At 22.8% G+C, this 21,582-nt stretch carries 17 protein-coding genes, 2 tRNA genes and 2 pseudogenes; 6 read left to right on the top strand and 15 right to left on the bottom strand.

Annotation, left to right across the window (positions count from 1 at the left end):
* Nucleotides 1-230: 230 nt before the first annotated feature.
* From NPA14_RS01335 to NPA14_RS01345, 3 genes are read left to right on the top strand one after another with little or no spacing between them, the layout of a single operon-like run.
* Complete coding sequence (locus NPA14_RS01335) at nucleotides 231-1,100, top strand: hypothetical protein (RefSeq protein WP_257075572.1); 870 nt, start codon at nucleotides 231-233, stop codon at nucleotides 1,098-1,100.
* Between the two features lie 12 nt (nucleotides 1,101-1,112).
* Nucleotides 1,113-1,550 carry a transcription antitermination protein NusB gene (locus NPA14_RS01340; RefSeq protein WP_257075573.1) on the top strand — a complete coding sequence of 146 codons (438 nt, stop codon included), beginning with the start codon at nucleotides 1,113-1,115 and terminating at the stop codon, nucleotides 1,548-1,550.
* A complete protein-coding gene (locus tag NPA14_RS01345; RefSeq protein WP_257075574.1) occupies nucleotides 1,543-2,055 on the top strand; it encodes a hypothetical protein in 513 nt (170 codons plus the stop codon). The genes NPA14_RS01340 and NPA14_RS01345 overlap by 8 nt, the downstream gene beginning before the upstream one ends.
* Before the next feature lie 37 nt (nucleotides 2,056-2,092).
* Here NPA14_RS01345 and uvrA read toward each other — a convergent pair whose 3' ends face one another.
* From uvrA to eno, 12 genes and pseudogenes are all read right to left on the bottom strand, one after another.
* Nucleotides 2,093-4,924 carry an excinuclease ABC subunit UvrA gene (gene uvrA, locus NPA14_RS01350; protein WP_257075575.1) on the bottom strand — a complete coding sequence of 944 codons (2,832 nt, stop codon included), beginning with the start codon at nucleotides 4,922-4,924 and terminating at the stop codon, nucleotides 2,093-2,095.
* Between the two features lie 33 nt (nucleotides 4,925-4,957).
* On the bottom strand, nucleotides 4,958-6,952 hold the full coding sequence (gene uvrB / locus NPA14_RS01355) for an excinuclease ABC subunit UvrB (RefSeq protein WP_257075576.1): 1,995 nt from the start codon (nucleotides 6,950-6,952) through the stop codon (nucleotides 4,958-4,960).
* Between the two features lie 55 nt (nucleotides 6,953-7,007).
* A complete protein-coding gene (locus tag NPA14_RS01360; protein ID WP_257075577.1) occupies nucleotides 7,008-8,558 on the bottom strand; it encodes an ABC transporter permease in 1,551 nt (516 codons plus the stop codon).
* Nucleotides 8,559-8,754: 196 nt separating this feature from the next.
* Entirely contained in the window at nucleotides 8,755-9,498 is a 744-nt protein-coding gene (locus NPA14_RS01365; RefSeq protein ID WP_257075578.1) for an ATP-binding cassette domain-containing protein, read from the bottom strand.
* Between the two features lie 2 nt (nucleotides 9,499-9,500).
* Nucleotides 9,501-10,766: an ABC transporter thiamine pyrophosphate-binding lipoprotein p37/Cypl gene (gene cypl, locus NPA14_RS01370; RefSeq protein ID WP_257075579.1), complete on the bottom strand. Its 1,266-nt coding sequence runs from the start codon at nucleotides 10,764-10,766 to the stop codon at nucleotides 9,501-9,503.
* Between the two features lie 123 nt (nucleotides 10,767-10,889).
* Nucleotides 10,890-11,852, bottom strand: a complete 963-nt coding sequence (gene ruvB, locus NPA14_RS01375; protein WP_257075580.1) for a Holliday junction branch migration DNA helicase RuvB — start codon at nucleotides 11,850-11,852, stop codon at nucleotides 10,890-10,892.
* Nucleotides 11,818-12,432, bottom strand: coding sequence for a Holliday junction branch migration protein RuvA (ruvA, locus tag NPA14_RS01380; protein ID WP_257075581.1), 615 nt, complete (start codon nucleotides 12,430-12,432; stop codon nucleotides 11,818-11,820). Before ruvA ends, ruvB begins: the two co-directional genes overlap by 35 nt.
* Nucleotides 12,433-12,552: 120 nt before the next feature.
* Nucleotides 12,553-12,635: transfer RNA gene (locus tag NPA14_RS01385), tRNA-Leu, on the bottom strand.
* Between the two features lie 50 nt (nucleotides 12,636-12,685).
* A tRNA-Thr gene (locus tag NPA14_RS01390) sits at nucleotides 12,686-12,761 on the bottom strand.
* 62 nt (nucleotides 12,762-12,823) lie between these two features.
* A pseudogene (locus NPA14_RS01395) lies at nucleotides 12,824-12,991 on the bottom strand (phosphopyruvate hydratase); the annotation flags it as partial.
* Nucleotides 12,992-13,063: 72 nt separating this feature from the next.
* Nucleotides 13,064-14,652 (bottom strand): annotated as a pseudogene (locus NPA14_RS01400) (IS1634 family transposase).
* A 221-nt stretch (nucleotides 14,653-14,873) separates the two neighbouring features.
* Nucleotides 14,874-16,241: a phosphopyruvate hydratase gene (gene eno, locus NPA14_RS01405; RefSeq protein WP_257075582.1), complete on the bottom strand. Its 1,368-nt coding sequence runs from the start codon at nucleotides 16,239-16,241 to the stop codon at nucleotides 14,874-14,876.
* Between the two features lie 297 nt (nucleotides 16,242-16,538).
* On the opposite strand from eno, the gene NPA14_RS01410 reads away from it, so the two are divergent.
* Both NPA14_RS01410 and NPA14_RS01415 read left to right on the top strand, forming a co-directional pair.
* Nucleotides 16,539-17,387, top strand: a complete 849-nt coding sequence (locus NPA14_RS01410) for an HAD family hydrolase (RefSeq protein ID WP_257075583.1) — start codon at nucleotides 16,539-16,541, stop codon at nucleotides 17,385-17,387.
* A complete protein-coding gene (locus NPA14_RS01415; RefSeq protein ID WP_257075584.1) occupies nucleotides 17,377-17,913 on the top strand; it encodes a hypothetical protein in 537 nt (178 codons plus the stop codon). Before NPA14_RS01410 ends, NPA14_RS01415 begins: the two co-directional genes overlap by 11 nt.
* Nucleotides 17,914-17,919: 6 nt before the next feature.
* Here the strand turns inward: NPA14_RS01415 and NPA14_RS01420 are convergent, their stop codons facing one another.
* The 3 genes from NPA14_RS01420 to trpS are packed head-to-tail and all read right to left on the bottom strand — an operon-like array spanning nucleotide 17,920 to nucleotide 21,069.
* A complete protein-coding gene (locus NPA14_RS01420) occupies nucleotides 17,920-18,324 on the bottom strand; it encodes an MAG3450 family membrane protein (RefSeq protein ID WP_257075585.1) in 405 nt (134 codons plus the stop codon).
* Nucleotides 18,317-20,065 (bottom strand): threonine--tRNA ligase, encoded by a 1,749-nt coding sequence (gene thrS, locus NPA14_RS01425; RefSeq protein ID WP_257075586.1) that lies wholly within the window; start codon nucleotides 20,063-20,065, stop codon nucleotides 18,317-18,319. The genes NPA14_RS01420 and thrS overlap by 8 nt, the downstream gene beginning before the upstream one ends.
* Before the next feature lie 8 nt (nucleotides 20,066-20,073).
* Nucleotides 20,074-21,069 carry a tryptophan--tRNA ligase gene (gene trpS / locus NPA14_RS01430; protein WP_257075588.1) on the bottom strand — a complete coding sequence of 332 codons (996 nt, stop codon included), beginning with the start codon at nucleotides 21,067-21,069 and terminating at the stop codon, nucleotides 20,074-20,076.
* 87 nt (nucleotides 21,070-21,156) lie between these two features.
* Between trpS and NPA14_RS01435 the strand changes: the two genes are divergently transcribed.
* On the top strand, nucleotides 21,157-21,525 hold the full coding sequence (locus tag NPA14_RS01435; RefSeq protein ID WP_257075589.1) for a PTS sugar transporter subunit IIA: 369 nt from the start codon (nucleotides 21,157-21,159) through the stop codon (nucleotides 21,523-21,525).
* Nucleotides 21,526-21,582 lie beyond the last annotated feature (57 nt).

The raw sequence follows: 21,582 nt of genomic DNA on the forward strand, positions 1-21,582 counted from the left end.
AACCTTGTTATTATTATAAGAAAAATAATAGTAATTAAACGAAAATTTAAAAAAAGTAAATTTTATCTAATTTACTTTTTTTATTAATTTTTATTCTACTTTAGCCCATAGTATAAGAATTTTTAAAATTTGCGTAATTTAATTTGTAATTAAATTATTTTTTTTTATTAATTCTAAGATAAAAAATAAATATTAATAATAATTTTTTTATCTAATTTATAATATTAATTATGAACAAGGAAGAAAACGTTAAAAAATGACAAAATTTAAAATGAAATTTTAAAATTTCAGTTTTTGAAATGTGTTTGATGGGAATTATTCTAGGAGCTCATTTAACATTTGATTTTATTAGTCGTTTTACTATAGCTAAATTATTACCTATAAATATAGAAATTATTTTTGCAATTATTTATGGTTTAATTTTTTCATATTTTAAAGGAGCCTTATTAGCTTTTCTTGCTGATACATTAATAATTTTAATAACGGGACAAATAGGAACTTGGTATTGGATGTATGCAATAATTCCGCCTTTAATAGCTATTTTATCTGCTTTAATTTTAAAACTTTTTAAAATTAATCGCACTACAGGCGTTATATTTAGTTACATTGTATTTTTTATCACCATAGCTTCTGTAATTTATTTTATTATTGATAGATTTAATGAAGGTAAAACAATTTCTTTAAATAGAACATATTTTAGTACTAATACAAGTTTAATTTTAGTTATTATTTTTGTAAGTTTATATGGTTTAATTGGTTTAATAGTGAATTCAATTTTTTTAGTTTTATACAAAAAAACTAAAAGAGAATTTTACATGAATTATTTTATAATTTTTACTTTAGTTTCTATCACAATTGTTTTATTTAGATGAATTTTTGGTTCTTATACATGAATAAATTATTACAATTATTTCTTTAGAAATACAGAAAAATTTAAATTAAAAACAGTAGGAACAGATTTTAAAATTACACTTTTTCCTATTTTAATTCGCTCAACTATACCTTTACCTTTTTATATTTATTTACTTTCGCCATTATACAATGTATTAGAAATATTAAAGAAAAAATATATGGTTGATCCAAGAATAGTTAAATGATAAAGGACAAATAAAATGAAATTTAAAAGTCAAAGAGATGCTAGGATTGAATTAATTAATATAATTTATGCGCATGAATTATTAAATGAAAAATTAGACATTAATCAAATTTTTAGCGATGAGTTAACGTTAAATAATAAGCAAATTAAAAGTCTAGAATTTATTAATCAAAATTATGATTTTTATATTAAAATAATTTCACATTTTATAAAAGAAGGATGAAATTGAGAACGTATTAGCGCTTTACATAGAGCTATATTAATTAATGCTACTAATGAAATGTTTAATAATTTAGCTGCTAAAGTTGCAATTAATGAAGCAATAGAAATTACTAAATTGTTCTTTGATGATGAAAGTTATAAAATGATTAATGCCATTTTACAAAATGTATATAAACATTTAATTTCTTTGGCTCTTTTAGATAAAAAAATTAGTTCTAATAAAAATGATTAAAATTAAAAATGCTTTAATTTATAAAAGTAAAAGAAAACTAAAAGAAAATAATGTCTTATTACAATATTGAATAACATTTAATCTTATTCGCACACGTTTTAGTATTGAAAAAATTTTAACTATTTTTAAATGGGATTTTGATGCTGTTAAATTAAATGAGTTTAATTTAAATATAAGTAAAAGTAAAAATTGAAATTATGAAATATTTATAAAAAATATTTTGCAAATTTTTCCTAATTTGCAAAATGATCATTACCAATATGAATTATTATATAATTTTTGAAGTTTTTATTTTTATGCTTTAATGCGTTATTATTTTAAAAAAAGACGTAAATTAAATTTTATAAGTGTTAATTCCTATAACAAAAAAACAATTAATCAAAATGATATTATTAAACGTAACTATTATCATAATTTCTTAAAATTAATTTCTCAGCAAGAAAATTATAATGTTAGAATTAGATATTTATTTACTAAATTAAGCTTCTTATTAAGTACAAAATAAAAAACCAGATCAAATTATAAAAATTATATCTGGTTTTTTATTTTAACATTTTTTTCAAATATTGTCCTGTATAACTTTTTTCGTTTGCTGCTACTTGTTCAGGAGTTCCGGTTGCTACTATACGTCCTCCATTTATACCACCCTCAGGGCCCAAATCAATAATATAATCTGCTGTTTTAATAACATCTAAATTATGTTCAATTACTAAAACAGTATCACCATTATCTACTAATCTATTAAGTACATTTAACAAATTCTTAACATCATAAGAATGCAAGCCTGTAGTCGGTTCATCTAAAACAAATAATGTTTTACCAGTAGGTTTTTTTTGTAAATAAGTAGCTAATTTTACTCTTTGTGCTTCTCCTCCTGATAAGGTAGTTGAAGATTGACCTAATTTAATATAACCTAAACCTACATCTTTTAAAGTTTGTAATTTTTTAATAATATTAGCTCTAGCAGCAAAAAAATCAATTGCTTCATCAACGGTCATGTTTAAAACATCAGAAATATTTTTATTATGATATTTTATTTCTAATGTTTCTCTATTATATCTTTTACCATCACATTCATCACAATTAATGTATACATCAGGTAAAAAATGCATTTCAATTTTTATTGAACCATCCCCTTGACATTTTTCACATCTACCACCTGGAATATTAAATGAAAAGCGAGATTTACGATAATTTCTTACTTTTGATTCATTAACATTAGAAAAAATATCTCTAATATCATCAAAAACACTAGTATATGTTGCAGGATTTGAGCGAGGAGTCCTACCAATAGGAGATTGAGAAATAGGAATAATTTTATCAATTAAATTAGCATTTTTAAAAGTTCTAAATTTTCCAACTTTTAAACCAATAGTATTTTTAGATAATACTTTAACTAAACCATTAACTAAAATTTCATTAACCAATGTACTTTTTCCTGAACCGCTCATTCCTGTTACTGCTATAAATTTACCTAAAGGAATTTTTACATCAATATTTTTTAAATTATTTTCGCTAGCACCAAGAATTTCTAAAACTTTACCATTGCCACTTCTTCTAGAATGAGGCACTAATATTTTTTCTTTAGCACTAAGAAATTGACCAGTAATTGATTTTTCTTCTTTTATAATATCTTCTATAGTTCCACAAGCAACTACTTGACCACCATGTATGCCAGCTTTAGGACCTATATCTACAATATAATCGGCGGCTCTAATAGTATCTTCATCATGTTCCACTACGATTAAAGTATTACCTATTTCCACCATATGTTTTAAAGTATTAATTAAACGATCATTATCCCTTTGATGTAAACCTATGGATGGTTCATCTAAAACATATAAAACACCAGTTAAATTTGATCCAATTTGTGTGGCTAATTTAATTCTTTGACTTTCTCCACCACTTAAAGTTTCAGCATTACGATTTAAAGTTAAATAATTTAAACCAACATTGTTTAAAAAGGATAAACGATTGTATAACTCATTCATTATTAATGAACAAATTTGTTCTTCTTCTTTTGTTAAAGATAAATTAGCTAAATTTATTAAAGCATCATTAACACTCATTTTGGCAAAATCATAAATATTTAAATCATTTATTTTTACAGCTAATGCATATTTATTTAATCTAGTACCCTTACATACTGTACATGTAAAAGTACCCATGAATTTTTTTAATCAATCACGTATTTTATCACTGCTCGTTTCATAATATTGACGTTCTATTTTAGTTAAAATACCCTCAATAATTTTTTTTCTGCGTTTAATTTCACCTTTAGAATTAATAACTTCAAATTCAAGTTCTTCTTTAGAACCATATTTAATAATATCTAAATCATTTTTATTTAAATCTTCAATTGGAGTATTTAAATCTATTTCATAATAATTACATAAAGCTACAAATTCTTGTCATTCAATTGTAGTTTCATCACCTTCATTATTAAGTGTTAAAATTGCTCCTTGATTAAGTGTTTTTCATTTTTCTGGTACTAAAGCATCAAAATCAGCTTTTAAATCAACACCTAAACCTTTACAACTTTCGCACATTCCATAAGGAGAATTAAAAGAAAATAATCTAGTTTCAATAGGCTTCATTTCAAAATCTTTGTAAATACAAGAGTGTTTTTTAGAAAAAATTTTAGTTTTATTATCTAAAGTTTCAATTTTTACTAGACCATCACTATATTCTAAAGCACTATTAATAGCTTCTGAAATTTCATTATATTTTTCTTCTTTAATTACTGTTCTTCTAACGACAATATCAATAGTATGTTTGACATTTTTTTCTAATTTTATTTCTTCATCTAATTCATAAATTTGATTATCAATTTTTAAACGATGAAAACCTTCTTTTCTTAATTTTTCAAATAAATTAACAAAAGTTCCTTTTTCTCCATCTATTAAAGGAGCTAAAATAGTTATTTTAGTATCAAGAGGTAATTCAAAAATAGAATTTATTATATCTTTATTAGTTTGATTACTGATTGCTATATTGTGATTAGGACAATAAGGTATACCTATTCTAGCAAATAATAATCTAAAATAATCATAAATTTCAGTAACTGTACCAACTGTTGAACGTGGATTATTATGTGTAGTTTTTTGTTCTATAGATATAGAAGGACTTAAACCTTCGATTGATTCTACATCAGGTTTACTAGTTCCGCCTAAAAACATTCTTGCATAACTTCCTAAACTATCAACATATCTTCTTCTACCTTCTTCGTAAATAGTATTAAAAGCAAGTGAACTCTTGCCACTACCTGAAAGACCTGTAAAAACTATTAATTTATTTTTTGGTATAGTTAATGAAATGTTTTTTAAATTATTTTCTTTAGCACCTTTAATAATAATTTGTTCTTTAGTTGACATTTTTTGTTATTTCTTCTTTCTATTTTATTTATATTAATCATTTATTTTTAATTCTAAAATTAAATCTCTTAATTCAATTGCTCTTTCATAATCTAAATTTTTTGCAGCTTGATTCATTTGTTCTTCTAATTGTTTTATTATTTCTTTTTTACTATATTTATTATTTTTGTCTTTATTTTTTTCATTTTTGAATAATAATTCAACCGCATTTTCCAAACCATGACCTTGTATAGGCTCTGGAATTGCTTTAATAATAGTTTTAGGGATAATATTATGTTCTTCATTATATTTTATTTGTAAATCTCTTTTATATTTATTATCATCTATTGTTTCTTGCATACTCTTAGAAATTTTATCGGCATAAAAAATTACTCTACCGTTTACATTTCTAGCTGCTCTACCAACTATTTGAATTAAACTGTTTGTGGATCTAAAAAAACTTTCTTTATCTGCATCAAGAACTATTATTAAACTAACTTCAGGTAAATCAATACCTTCTCTTAAAAGATTAACACCTATTACAGTATCATAAGTACCTAATCTTAATTTTCTTAATATATTATTTCTTTCGAATGTTTTATATTCAGAATGAATATAGGCAATTTTTTCTTTTCTTTCCAAAAAATAACGAGTTAATTCTTCAGATAATCTTTTTGTAGTAGTTAGAATTAGAGTTCTTTCATTTAATGCTTTTTGTTTTTGCAACTCATCATAAATATCTTCAACTTGATTTAAAGTAGGTCTTATTTCAATTTTAGGATCTAATAATCCAGTTGGTCTTACATATAATGGTGTTATAACTCCTAAAGTTTTATCTAATTCATATTCATCAGGTGTGGCGGAGATAAAAATTGTTTGAAAATAATCGAAAAAGTTTTCAAATTCATCAATTCTTAAAGGTCTATTATCCAATGCGCTTGGTAAACGAAATCCATATTCTACTAGAGTTTCTTTTCTAGATCTATCACCTTTATACATTGCTTTAAGCTGAGGCATCATCATATGTGATTCATCAATAATTAATAAAGGATTCTTATCTTTAAAATAATCTAATAAAGTAAAAGGTCGTTCTCCTGGCAATCTTTTATCCATATATACGGCATAATTTTCTATTCCTGGACAAATACCAAATTGATCTAAAGAATCAAGATCTCTTTCTGTTTTTTCTTTAATTCTTTGTGCTTCTAATAATTTATTATTTTCTTCAAAATATTTAATTCTTTCTTTTAATTCATGAGATATTCTTTTAATAGAATCATCAATAATATCTCTTGATAAAGTATAAGCTTTGGCAGGAAATATCAAATGTTCTTTTACTTTTTTTAAAACAGTTTTATTTAAAATATCAATAAGAGTAATTGATACTATTTCATCATCAAAAAATTCGACTCTAATAATATAACCTTCAGAAGTTGGAGGATTTATAAAAACAAAATCACCTTTAACATTAAAAGTTCCTCAACTAGTAGTATCTACTTCATTTCTTTCATATTGCAAAATTACTAATTTTCTTAAGAATTCATTTCTTTCTATTTTTTCATTAATACTTATATTTCATAAATGATTTGAATATTCTTCTGGATTTAAAGCTCCATAAATAGCTGATACTGAAGCAACTACAATAGTATCATTTCTAGTAATAATTGAATTAATTGTAGATAATCTCATAGCATCTAATTCTGCATTAGTTTGTGAAACCTTTTCGCTATAAGAATCACTAGCAACATGATAATATTCTGGTCTATAATAATCAAAATAAGAAACAAAATATTCAACTTTGTTATTAGGGAAAAAAGATTTTAATTCGCTATATAATTGCGAAGCTAAAGTTTTATTATGAGAAAGAACTAAAACAGGTCTAGCAAATTCTTTTATTACGTTTGCTATAGTAAATGTTTTTCCTGATCCTGTTACACCTTTTAATACTTGATATTTAGATCCGTTTTTAATATTAGAAACTAATTCAGATATCGCTTTTGGTTGATCCCCAGACGGCGCATAATTTGAGACTAATTCAAATTTATTCATATTGATATTTTATATTAAAGTTTATTTATTAAAAATTATAAAAACAAGAAAAAAATTAACTTATAAATACAAAAATATTCTTTTTGTTCGAAAAATTAATATTTTTTCTTGTTTTTAATTTTCATATTAAAAAATTATTTAAATAATTAATTGATAAAATAGCAAAGGTAGCAATTCACACAAATGCAAAAGCTTTATTCAAATCGAAATCTTTTGAATTAAAATAATAATTAATATTGTATCCTAAAGCTAAATCATTTCCTGTTAAAATACTGTAAGTAATTGAATTTCTAAATGATATTTCAAAATATAATAAAAATAAAGAAATTAGTTCATATTTAATAAAAGGTATTAAATATAACCAATATATTTTAAATTTACTCATTCCTTTTGATTTTAAAAGTAAATATTTCTTTGGATCAAATTTATCAATCATTTCCCAACATTTTTTCAAAAATGTTGAAGACAACTTTATTATTAATATGATAATTAATAAAGTTAATGAAGATAAAAATAATGGATTCAAAATAAAGAAAAATACTATTGTTGGTATTGTTCTAAAAGAAGCATTAATTGATCTATTTATAAAAGTTAGAAAAGGATTTGTTATTATTTTTGAATAATAAGGTAAAAATAACAATGTGATGCCTAATGCTATAAAACTAATAAAAAAGGCAAAACTAAAAGATTGAATCAATTGTAAAAAAGGATTAGTATTTATATCAAACAATTTTATATTAAAAACATTTCAATCAGGATTAAAAAATGCTTTAAGATAATCATTTAAAGATTGCGTGTTAAGAACTCTAAAATTAATAGTTGCAATTGCATAAATTGTAATTATTAAACAAAATAATAAAATTAAATTTTTTATTATTAATTTTCAGTTAATAAAATCTGTATTTTTTATTTTCAATAATGTTTGTTCAAATTTATTTTTTTTACTTTTTATTTCGTATAAAAACAAATTAAATAAATAATTGATTAACTCCAAAAAAATTATAAAAATAATTAATATTACAAGAGGGATTGCTAATTGATTGAATCTAAAAGTTGTTTTTGTTGCAAAAGAAATTAAAGAACCTATTCCGCCTAAACCTAGCATTGATAAAATTGATGATCATCTTGCATTAGATTCAAAAGAATATAAAAACAATGCAAAAAATCTATTGCTTACTCTAGGTAAAATATCATTTTTAAATATTTTTAATTTATTATTTGTTAATGCTAATTTAAAATAATAATTTTTTCAATTTATATTATTTAAAATTTCTAAATAATATTTATGCAATCATAATCAAGTAAATCATACAAAAATTAATAACATAGCTAAGCGAGAATCAAATAACTGAGTAAATAATAAAATAAATGTTAGTTCTGGAATACTTCTTAAAATAATTAAAATTTGTTTAAAAATAAAACTGAAATATCTATTATTAAATGATTTATTAGATAAAAAAGATGTAGTAATTGCTAATAAAAATCCAATAAAAGTTCCAGCTAAAGTATATATTATAGTTTCTAATAAAAATGACAATGACAGTAAAAATAAATTACTTGTTGAATTAGAAAAAATAAAATTACTTTTATTAGAAAAAGAAAACATTCTTTTTAAGTTAGAAAAAAAAATATTATAAGAATCAGTATTGGCGTTTAATTTTCAATTTAAATTAAAAATTAAAAGAATTATTAAAATGAATATTAAAAAATAAATAATCTTTTTACATTTATTTTGAAAAAATAAATGTTTTGGTTATTCTTATTTTTATATTTTAAAAAGATTTTATTTAAAAAAAATTTTTTTAACTGATTAAACATTTTTTGATTGATTCCTCGTTTATTTGATCTTTTTTTAAACTATGTATGATATTTTTGGAATTCAAAATTAATACTTTATCAAAATAAAAATTATTGACTAATGATAAATCATGTAAATTAACAATGATAGTAATTTTATATTCTTTATTAATTTTTTTTAATAAATTCATAACTTCTCTAGCTGAAATATAATCTAAGCTAGATGTCGGTTCATCAGCTAAAATAAGACTATTTTTATTTAATAATATTTTAGCAATTTCTACTCTTTGTTTTTGTCCACCTGATAAATCTGCTATTTTATAAAAAGCTTTATCAAGCAAATTTAAACTTTCTAATATTGATAAAATTTGAATTTTTCTCGAATTGGAAGTTATGTTAAAAAATTCAAAAAAGCTATTTTTAAAAACATTATTAGCTTTTACTATGTTTGTAAAAACGGTTTCATTTTCGTTTAGAATAGGTTTTTGAGTTAAATAACCTATTTTTTGTGTTATTTTTTTTCATTCTTTTTTATTTAAAGAATAAATATTTTTTTCGAATAAAAATATTTGTCCTTTTAATAATTTATTTGTTTTTATTAAAGAATTAAATAATGTAGTTTTACCTACACCACTTTTACCAACAATAGCAATCATTTCTCCTTCAAAGATTTGATAGTTAAGATTTTCTAATATTTTTTCATTTTTAAAACCAATAGTTAAATTATTAAAAGAAACAATATTTTTCATAATTATTGAGCCTCTTTTTGCATTTCTACATATTTTTTAAAAAGATCAAAGTCTATTTTATCTATTTTATTATACCCTGTATAAATACCAAATGTATTATCTTCTTGAGATAAATTGCTTAATGTTTCGATGATTAGTTCTTTTTGAATGCTATTAAGATTTTTTCTGCCTAATAAAACATCATAAGGTGCTGGATTAGAAAATATTAAATTTCTAACTACCGCATTATTTTTACTATTATAATCATCAGAAAGATCTTTATTATAGCCAGTTGGTTGATATCTACCTTCTCTTGCTCTTGTTCAATTAAAAACACCTTCATTATCAAAAGCTATATGATAAGTAAAATTATTACTATCAGTTTTACCTAATTGGTCTCTAGGTCTTGAACCTACAAGAACTAAATTATTATTTGGTGATTTAAAAAATTTTTCTATTTCTTCTAAACTTAAATTAAAATGTTTTGATAATAATTTTATTGGATATTTAAATCCTGTTCCACTATCGAAACTTCTTACTACAAAACCAAATGATTTAAATTTATCTCAATCTTTATTATCTCAAGCTTCAATTATTTTATTTCTTTGTTGCAAATTACCTGCTATAAGAATTGAACTTCTATGTACAGAAGTAAATTGATTATAATCATAAAAAATACTATAAACCGAACCATTAAAATTTAATTCTTTGTCTTTTGATACTCAAGAAGGAAATTCACCATAATTTTTAAATTGTTCGATATTTTGTTGTTCCGCTAAAATTCTTAAATTATCTGTCATTGATCCATCTTTATAAGAAGATAACTCATTTAAATTAGATCAAATAAATTTGTTAGCTAAAGTTTGACCAACTATTTGAAAATCGTAATTAATATTTGAATTAGTATCTAAAGAATCAACAAATCGAGTGTATGACAAAAAACCTAAATCAACAGTATTTTTATTTGATATTAAATCTTGAAAAATAGCTTCTTTTTCTTCATTTAATTCTATTTTAAATCTAACATCTGGTAAATCTTTAACTAGTGAATTTTGATTTTTTAAATAATTAAACTTATCGGTAATTTTATTTAAAAAATTTGTTTCTAAATCAGTTGACAAAAAACCATTATTAATTTGTGGAACAACAATTGTTATTTCATTATCTCAATTATCTAAATTTTTGTTAAGAACATTTTTTGGTTGATTAAAATTAATACAACTTACTGCAAAAAAAGGGATAAAACTTAAACTTCATCCCAAAATATTTAATAATTTATTTTTTTTCATTTTTTCCTTTCACAGGGGAAAATAAAAAAATCTAAGCCACGCAAGCATTACCTTGATCTGCTTATAGGTATAATCTCAGCCATAAAAATTTATAGCACCCCTGATACATTAATTATAAAGTTTTTAATTATTAAATTTAATATTTAATAAATAATCTATTCCTTTTGATGTTAACGTTCTTCCTCTAGGAGTTTTTTTGATTAATTTATTTTGTATTAATAAAGGTTCAATTTCGTAAATTAAGTTTTCTTTTTGAAAATTTAACATCGAAGCAATAGTATCAATCGAAACATATTGAGTATCAAAAGTATTTTTTAATAAAAATAAATAATCTATATGATCTTTATTTAAACCATAAGGATATAAATCTAATAATTTAAAAGCATTATTAGCTATTTCTTTACTTATTCTTTCTTCTTTTAAATTAATAGCTAAATCTCAAACTCTTTTAATTAAATGCAAAGCTACTCTCGGCGTGTTTCTTGAATATGAAGCAATTAATTTTAAACAATTTTGATCAATTTTAATGTCAAAATTAGATTTAAAATTTCTTAAAATATTTATCAGATCTTCTTCATTATAAAAATTAAGTTTTGCTTTTAAACCAAAACGATCTTTAAGCGGTTGACTCAATAAATTTGGTTTAGTTGTTGCTGCTATTAATGTAAAAGGTTTTAATTTCATTCTCATTACCTTTGTATTACCTTCAGGTCCTATTATAATATCTATATTAAAATCTTCCATGGCACTGTAAATTAATTCTTCAACATTTTTATTTATACTGTGAATTTCATCTATAAAAACAATATCTTTTTCATTCAAAGAACTAAAAACAGATAAAATATCTGCTTTCTTTTCAAGCATTGAACCTTGTAAATAATGAATTTTAGTATTTAATTCATTCGCTATTATTGTAGCTAATGTGGTTTTTCCTGTTCCAGGAGGTCCATAAAATAAAATATGATCTAAAATTTCTTTACGATAAGTAGAAGCGTGAATCATTGTTTTTAATAAAAAAACTAATTTATTTTGACCGATAAAATTATCAAAATTAGTTGGTCGATATATTGTTTGATTGTTTGTCATAAGATTTAGAAATAATATTAATAGCTTCCTCAATCATTAATTCAATATCTGTATCAGTTTTTAATTCTGTAATAGCATTATCAATTTGTTTAGTTTTAAAACCTAACATTTTTAAAGTATTTTTTACTTCTTCTAAATTATCATTTACTTTAATTTTATTTTTTATTTCTTCATTATTTATATTTAATAATTTCATTCATTTACCTTGTAGTTCATTAAATATATTTTTTATCATTTTAATATTTATATAAGGTATTTTTAATAATTCTTCTTGTTTAGAAGCTAAAATTAGATTTGCACATTTTTCTCATCCAATATTTAAAAGATTAAAAGCAGCTCTTGGACCAATTCCATTTATATTTATAAGATCCAAAAATAATAATCTTTCCTTAAAATCTTTAAATGCATAAGTTTGTTTATGATATTCTGTATTGATTTCACAAATAAATAATTTTAGTTTTGATTTTATTTCAAATCTTTTTTCATCTGGGACAATTACTGAATATCCTGTACCATAACTTTCAAAAATTAAATTATTTTGATTTTTATAAATAATTTCACCTATTCGATATAAAATCATTTTTCCTCCTAAAACATTATTAATAAAATAAAAAAATAAAGAGAAAAAAAGAACAAAAGATAAAAAATGATTTTAAAAAATAAAAAAACTTGCTATAGCAAGTTATAGAGTTTACACAAATGGTGCGCAAGGAGGGACTTGAACCCTCACGCCGAAGCACTAGAGCCTAAATCTAGCGTGTCTGCCAATTTCACCACTCGCGCATATAATGCTTTAAAAGGAATCGAACCTTTTTAAACACCAAGTAAGCATATGGTGCCGCCTATAGGACTCGAACCTACGACCTACTGATTACAAGTCAGTTGCTCTACCAACTGAGCTAAGGCGGCATTCGTTAATATTATACAATAATAAAAAAATAAGATAAAAAAATAACCAGATATTTATCTAGTTATTTTTTTAAATTATAAAATGATTTAACGCCTTTAAAAATAGCGCTATTACCTAATTCTTCTTCAATTTGTAATAATCTATTATACTTAGCAATTCTATCACTTCTTGAAAGAGAACCAGTTTTAATTTGTGCAGTATTTAAAGCAACAGCTAAATCAGCTATAGTACCTGCGTTTCCCACTTAGTAGACTAAAAAACAAATATCGTTTACGTTAACGGTATTTGTTTTTCGTAATTTTTAAATATTTAACATTTTTTTAATGATTTCATAATTAGATCAATGTTCATCTATACTTGCATTTTTATTTTAATGCTTTTTATTAAAGTTTCTTCTGAATAATGTTCTAAAACTTTAACATTCTGAATTATTTTAACAATTTTATTTATTGTAAATTTATTTTTATCTTCTAAACCTGTTGAATAATTTATTTGGTAAACTAAAAATTTCAAAAGTACTAAAGCTAAAAAACATAAACAAATATAACCTTCAATATGTTTTCAAGTTTGTAAATAAATCGGTCTTAATTCAAGTGTACCTTTTAATGTTCTAAAATTTTCTTCTATTTGTCATTGTCTTGTATAAAGATTAATCACATCTTTTTCACTTAAATCTAATCTATTAGTTTCGTAAACGTAATAACCGTCAAATTGTTGGTCTTTTTCTATTTTTTCATGGTCTAATAAGTAGTAACCATTTTTATTGCTTGCTTTATAAAATCTACATTTTTTTGAACTAACTAAATCTGTGTAATTAACTACACCATTTGTAGCTTTTTTATAGAAATTATCAATGAGAATTTTACGATCTTCAAAATCTTTTTTGGCTCTTTTATCACTATAAGTGATAATTTGTTTTCTAGTATGTCCGTTAAATCTAGTTTTTTTAAAGAGTGAATCAACTTCACGCGTTTTATAACGTAAGCCTTCACTATTTGTTTGATAATTATCTTGATTTAAGACAAAGTTTTTAAATTCCTTTGTAGCTGATTTTAAACGATAGGAAATAATGTAATAAAAATTTTTATCTTCTAGAAAGCGAATATTTGCATTAGTTCACATGCCTCTATCAGCTACAATTGTAACTTTTTTAATATTATAAATTTTGGCTAATTTCACTATAAAAGGTATAAAAGAAGATGAATCAGTTGTATTGCCCGGAAATACTTTATAATAAAGCGGAATACCGTTAATATCAGTTGCCATACCTATAACTATTTGATCTTCTTTGAATTTACCATCTTTAGAATAACCAGGCATTTTCATACCATTTCTAGCAAAAGTTTCAAAATATGTAGTCGTTGAATCAAATCAAATAACTTCAACATTTCTTTTAAAATCATTCATTAATTTAGCATTAATATTTTTTAATATTTCGTTTCTATTATCAGATATATATTCTAAAGCACGATAAAAAGAGTTTTTACTGAAAGTTTTTAAATTATGCTCTTTCATTTCATTGTATGTTCCCAAAATACTTTTAGGATCTTTAATTCTTTGGAAAATCATTTGTTTTACTGTTGTTGTAAGACTTACAGATTTTGTGACTTTGCAATCATTGAAAATATCAAAATAATCAATCAATTTCTCTATTATTTCATAGCCTTTATATTTTTCAATAAATTCATTTTTTACTTGAGAAGAGTTTTTTAATTTTTTATTAATTTCATCAATAATTTCTTCTTTTGTAGCTGTTATAGAAAATTTACTTACTATATCTTTTATTATTTCCAATGCATTTTCATTATACTCTTGATATTTTTCAAGAAATCCAATGCTAAATCTGGCTCCATAAGAATTTGTACCATGATTATGATAACCAATTTGTAAATAAGTTCCATTAGGTCTTTTAGATTTACCAACAATTCATTTACGATCTAATATATTTTTATTTTTCATATTTTAATTATATCATAAAATAGACTAATAGACTATAAAATATTTATATATTTAATAATAAATATATAAATAAATTAATAAAAAAGCCCAAATAGGACTTAAGTGGGAAACACGGGAAAATAAGATAAAAAAATAACCAGATATTTATCTAGTTATTTTTTTAAATTATAAAATGATTTAACGCCTTTAAAAATAGCGCTATTACCTAATTCTTCTTCAATTTGTAATAATCTATTATACTTAGCAATTCTATCACTTCTTGAAAGAGAACCAGTTTTAATTTGTGCAGTATTTAAAGCAACAGCTAAATCAGCTATAGTAGAATCTTCAGTTTCACCTGAACGATGTGAAACAACAGCTGTTAAATTATTATTTTGTGCCAATTGAATAGCATCCATAGTTTCAGTCAATGTTCCTATTTGATTTAATTTTATTAGAATTGAATTCATTGCTTTTTGTTCAATTGCTTTTGCTAATAATTTAGGATTAGTAACAGTTAAATCATCACCAACAATTTGTACTTTATGACCAAATTCTAAAGTGAAATTTTCAAATCCTTTTCAATCATTTTCTGCAAATCCATCTTCAATTGAAATTATTGGATATTTGTTAATTAAATCTTTGTAATAATTCAATAATTCTTCGCTTGTAAAGTCTAATTTAATATTGTTTAGATGTTCAAAACCACTTCTTTGCTCTTTAATAGCTTCTTTAAGTTTTTTAAATGAATATAATTTAGTATTTTCATCATAAATTTCACTTGAAGCAGCATCTATTGCTATAGCAATAGCTTTTTCTCCGTTTGTTGCAGGAATAAAACCAGCTTTTTCTATAGCTTGAACTAAATAATCTAAAACTTCTTCATGACTTTTAGCGTTTGGTGCAAATCCGCCTTCATCACCAACTTGAGTACCATGACCATTAACTTTTAAGATTTTAGCTAAATTATGAAAGACATGATTAGCCATTTGTAGAGCTTCTCTAAATGATTTTGCCCCTACTGGCATAATCATAAATTCTTGAAAATCAACTGTATTTGAAGCATGTGCTCCACCATTTAAAACATTTAACATAGGCAATGGTAAAACTGAAGCATTAGTTCCACCTAAATATCTATAAAGCGGTAATCCTAATTCATTTGCTGAAGCATGTGCATTTGCTAAAGAAATACCTAATAAAGCATTTGCGCCATATTTATCTTTATTTGCTGTACCATCTAATTTAATTAATAATTGATCTAATTCTCTTTGATTAAGAGATTCAAAACCAATTAATTGTGGTGCTAAATGTAAATTAATATTATCTACAGCTGTCATAACACCTTTGCCAGCAAATCAATTATTTTCGTATTTAGTTCCTTTATCTCTTAATTCTAAAGCTTCTTTAGAACCAGTTGAAGCTCCAGAAGGTACATTAGCAATACCATAACCACCATTTTCAGTTCATAATTCAACTTGAACTGTTGGATTACCTCTTGAATCTAAAATTTCTCTTGCAATTATTTGTTTAATAGCAGACATTATATTCTCCTTTAGTAAAAACCTATATGATTATATAACTTTTATTTATTATTATTTTATTAATTTAATTATTTATATAATTAACTTAAATTATGTTTTTAAAATATGTTAAAATAAAAATGCACATTTAATTTAATGTGCAATCGTTAAACTTTATATAAAAAATTTTTTATTTGGTACAAATTTTAAATTAAAACATATTTTTATAACTTTTAGAATAATCAATAATCTAAGCTAGGAAATGTTATTTCCTAGCTTTTTAAAATTATTTTCATTAATAAGTTTATAATTAAAATTATGAAATCAAATATTCAAGCTTATTTTGTTGATTTAGATGGAACATTTTTAGATCAATACGATGATACTAATTATCCTGTTTCACAAACAAATTTACAAATGGCAAAAAAAATTAATCAAACTAAAAATTTTATTATTTCGACCGGTAGATCAAATAGTTCTTTTGTTGTCGATTTAGCTAAAAGAATTAACTCAAAATATCTTATTTGTCAAAACGGCGCAATAATATTAGATGTTAAAAAAAATAAAATTTTAAGAAATAATTTAATAGATAATGAAACTGCTCATAAAATTAAAAATTTTATGCAAATAAATAATTTACATTACACTATAAATGGCGATCCTATTATATACACTAATAATCCAGATAAAATTACTTTAGATCGCCCTTGGGCGAAAGATTTTAAAAAATTACCTTATGAAAAAGCAAATCTTAATCAAGAAATTAATCGTTTGTTAGCCTTTGGTTTAAATACTATAGAAGAAACTAATAAATTGTCTGAGCAAATAATGCAAATGTTCCCAAACTTACGTACACACAAAGTATCAAAAGGTCTGTCTTTGGAAATTACAAATGCTTTATCAACTAAGGGAATAGGAGATGAATTTGTAGCTAAATTATTAAATGTTAATTTAGAAAATGTTTGACATATAGGTGATTCAGGTAATGATATTAGTGTAAAAGAACAAAATATTAAATTAGCTGTTATGCAAAATGCTATTGATTCTATTAAAAAAGAAGCAGATTTAATTACTTTTGATTATCAAAATGCAGGCGTTGCTAAAACGATTGAATTATTAGAAAAATTTAATCAAAAAGGAGATAAAAATGCTAAATATGTTAGGTAATATTGCTGATCTTATAATATTTATTGTTTTTTGAAGTGCATGAATAATGTTAACCATTTTAACTTTTTTTGCTTACAAACAATATTTGAAATTAATTAAGGTATTTAATGAAGAAAAAATATTTTATGATAAAGAAATAAAAACAATGATAACTAAAGATGTAAAAATTTTTTTAATTAGATTAACTTTACCATTATTAATTATGTCAATAATGTTATTTTTTAGAAAAATAAATTTTAATTATGAAGATGCTATTTTTAATATTAATAATGATATTTATGCACAATTAACTATTGTTTATATTGTTTTAGTTTTTTTAAGTTATTTATTATGAGTAATATTATTTTTAAATAAAAGAAATAAATTTAAAATAATTGAAAGAAAAAAAATTCAAGAAGAACAAGAAATTACTTTTAGTGCTTTAGATGAATATAAAAAACTTGTAGATAAAATTGTTAAAAATAAATATAAAATCTTTTTGTTAAATAATGCTAGATTTAAAAAACAAAAAAAGACAAACAAATAAAATATATTATTGTTTGTCTTTTTTATTGATTAATTGAATTTTTATAATTTTATGTACAATAATATTACTTATTAAAGCACTAATAATACTTATTAATAGAGCTAAAAGTAATTTATAAATTAATTCTCAATTAACTTGCGATAATGAAATCATTAAAGTAAAAACAGCACTTATTGGTATATTAATAGTAAAAGTTTTAATACTTATAAAATTAATTTTTATTAATATAATTTGAACAATAAAACTTATAATAAGCAAACTAAAAAAGATTATATATAATCAAATATACGATTTAAATATTGAAGACCCTAAATCATTAGAACCTAAAAAATATATTATTGCTTGAGGAATTATGCAAACAAAAGTTAAAAATAATCAATTATATAAAGCTAAATACTTTGATTTATTCATAATTTGCTTTTTTATTGTGCAACATTTGAACAAAATTATCTAATGTAGTATTAATTGTTTCTTCTTGATTATATTCACGATAAGAAATAGTATTAGTTTCTATTTCTTTTGCTCCTAAAATAATTTGATATTTAACTTTATTAATTTGTGCTTCACGAATTTTTTTATTTAATCTTTCTTCTCTATCATCTAATTTAACTCTAAAGTTATGAGCAAATAATTTTTCGTAAACATTTTGAGCATAAGTTAAATTTTGCTCTAAATTAACTGGAATAATACTTATTTGTCTTGGAGAAAGTCAAAATGGTAAAACTCCTTTAGTTTGCTCTAATAAAATAGCCACAAATCTTTCATATGTTCCAATTAAACCACGATGAATCATTACAGGTCTAACTAATTGATTATTGCTATCAACATACGTTAAGTCAAAATTCTTTGGTAATAAGAAATCTAATTGAATAGTCGATACAGTGATTTCATGCCCTAAAGCTGTATGAATTTGAATATCAATTTTAGGACCATAAAATGCTGCTTCACCTTCGATAATTTCATATTGAACATTTAAATCATCTAAAGCTTTTTTAAGAATAATTTCAGCATTATTTCACATTTTATCATCATCAAAATACTTATCTTTAGCGTTTTTATCTCTTAATGATAAAGAAATATAGCTAATTTCAATTTTAAAAATGTTTAAAGTTTCTGATATTAATTTAAACATTTTTTTAATTTCTTCTTCGATTTGATCTTCTCTAACAAATAAATGGCCTTCTGTTAATAACATTCCTCTTACACGTTCTAATCCTGTTAAAGCTCCAGATTTTTCATAACGATATAATTGACTTTGTTCTGACAATCTTATTGGCAAATCGCGGTAAGATTTTTTATTCATTTTATAGCAAAGAATATGATGAGGACAAGTCATAGGACGAGGTATTAAACGTTCTTTTTCTACTATTAAAGGACTAAACATATCATCTTTATAATGAGCTAAATGTCCACTTATTTTATATAATTCTTCATTCCCAAAATGTGGAGTTAATACTTCTGTAAAACCGTATTTACGATCCATTTTTAAAATTAAATTTTTAATTTCATTATGAATATACATTCCATTTTCTAATCAAATAGGAAATCCTTGACCACTTAAATAATCAAAAGCAAAAATATCTAAAGCTTTTCCTATTTTACGATGGTCTCTTTCTTTTCTTTCTTGTAAAATAGCTAAATAATTATCTAATTCTTCTTTAGTTTTTCATGCTGTTCCATAAATTCTAGTTAGTTGAATATTATCACTATTTCCTCTTCAATAAGCCCCGGCTAAAGAAAGTAGTTTGAAATGTTTAAGATTTTTAGTATTTTCAATATGACCACCAGCACATAAATCACTAAAAATAATTTCTTTATTTAAAGGATCTTGTAAAGCATAAAATGTTATATTTTTACCTTGAGATTTTAATTCTTCATAAAGCTCTTTTTTATAAGGTTTATTATCAAAAGAATATTGATATTCTTCAAAAGGAATTGTAACTAAATTTCTTGAAGCCAATTTTTTCATTACTTTTTCAATTTTACTTAATTCTTCTACACTTAAAGGTTTACTGAATTCAAAATCATAATAAAAACCTTCATCAGTAGCAGGACCAAAAGCTAATTTTGTATCAGGATATAGTTTTTCAATGGCTGCGGCTAATAAATGACTACAAGTATGATTTAAATTTTTTTCAGCTTTAATTTTCATATTTTCTCCTAAATAAATCCCATTTTTTCTTGAATTTCTTTAACTATTGGTTGGCAAATATTTTTAGCGGCTAATTTACCTTCTTCAATAACTTTTTTAATTAAAGGTTTAACAAGTTGATAATTAGTTTGAATTTTAATTAATTCTTCTTTAACTGCTTGTGCTACTGCTTGTTTAAATTGAGCATAATTTGAGTCTTTAAATAAAGCTTCACTTTCTTCTAGTGTTAAATTTTTTAAAGAACTATAAATGTGCAATAAATTTAAAATACCAGGTTTATTTTCAGAAATATAAACTTTATTTTCAGAATCTGTAACTGCCTTAAGAATTTTTTTATAAGCTATTTGAGGATCATCATGTAAATAAATAGTAGATTTAGCATCATTTTCACTTTTTGACATTTTAACAAGCGGATTGGTTAATGATTTAATTCTTGCCCCTACTGAAGGAATAAATGGTTGAGGGATTTTTAAATTTGTTTGATAATGTTTATTTAATTTAATTGCTATATTTCTAGTTAATTCCAAATGTTGTTTTTGATCTTCACCTATTGGTACAACATCAGCATTATAAATAAGAATATCAGCGGCCATTAAAATAGGATACATTAATAAACCAATAGGAATAGTTTCTGTACCATTATTTTGTTTAGAAATTTTTTGGGATTTATCTTTAAATTGAGTCATACGATTTAAATCTCCCAATGCCACTTCAGAAGTTATTAATCATTGTGCTTGAGCGTGTTCATAAATATCACTTTGAAAAAAAATATGTGCTTTTTTAGGGTCTAAACCGCAAGCTAAATACATATTAACAATTTCATATCTGGCATGATTTAATTCTTGTGGATCTACTTTACCTGTTGTTAATGCGTGTAAATCTGCTACAAAAAAATAAGCTTCATATTCATCTTGTAATTTAACAAAATTTTTAATAGCTCCAATATAATTACCTAAAGTTAAATTACCCGTTGGTTTTATACCGCTAATTAATCTTTTTTTCATAATTTTCCTTAATTTTTTTAAAATTAAAACATTAATAAAAATTTTACTTTATATTTTAATTTTATGTTCATTTTATATAATTAATTTATGAAATTTAAAGATAAAATGTATATAACTTTTCTCACAGTAATAACATTAGGTTTTTGTTGAATATATTGAAAAAAACAACAAAAACATATTAATAATCATAATAATGGCATAATTAAATTACCAAAAAATATTAATTTAGAAGAATTAATTTTGTTTTTAGGGCAAAAAAATAATTTAGATAATGTTAATGCTACAACTTCTAAAGTAACAATTCATTTTAAAGATCGCAATTTAATTGAATTAGAAAAAATTAAAAATTTAAAATATGTTAGCGGTATTATGTTCAATGAAAATAAAATAACTTTAATAGTTGGTAATATTGCTCTAAGTTTAGCGCAAGAAATTATTCAAAATTTAAATAATTAATTTACATTTAATTAAAAACTCTTATTTTGAGAGTTTTTTATTATTATTTACTTAAAT

The sequence above is a fragment of the Mycoplasma sp. 1018B genome (assembly GCF_024582675.1).
Taxonomy (GTDB): Bacteria; Bacillota_I; Bacilli_A; order Mycoplasmatales; family Metamycoplasmataceae; genus Mycoplasmopsis.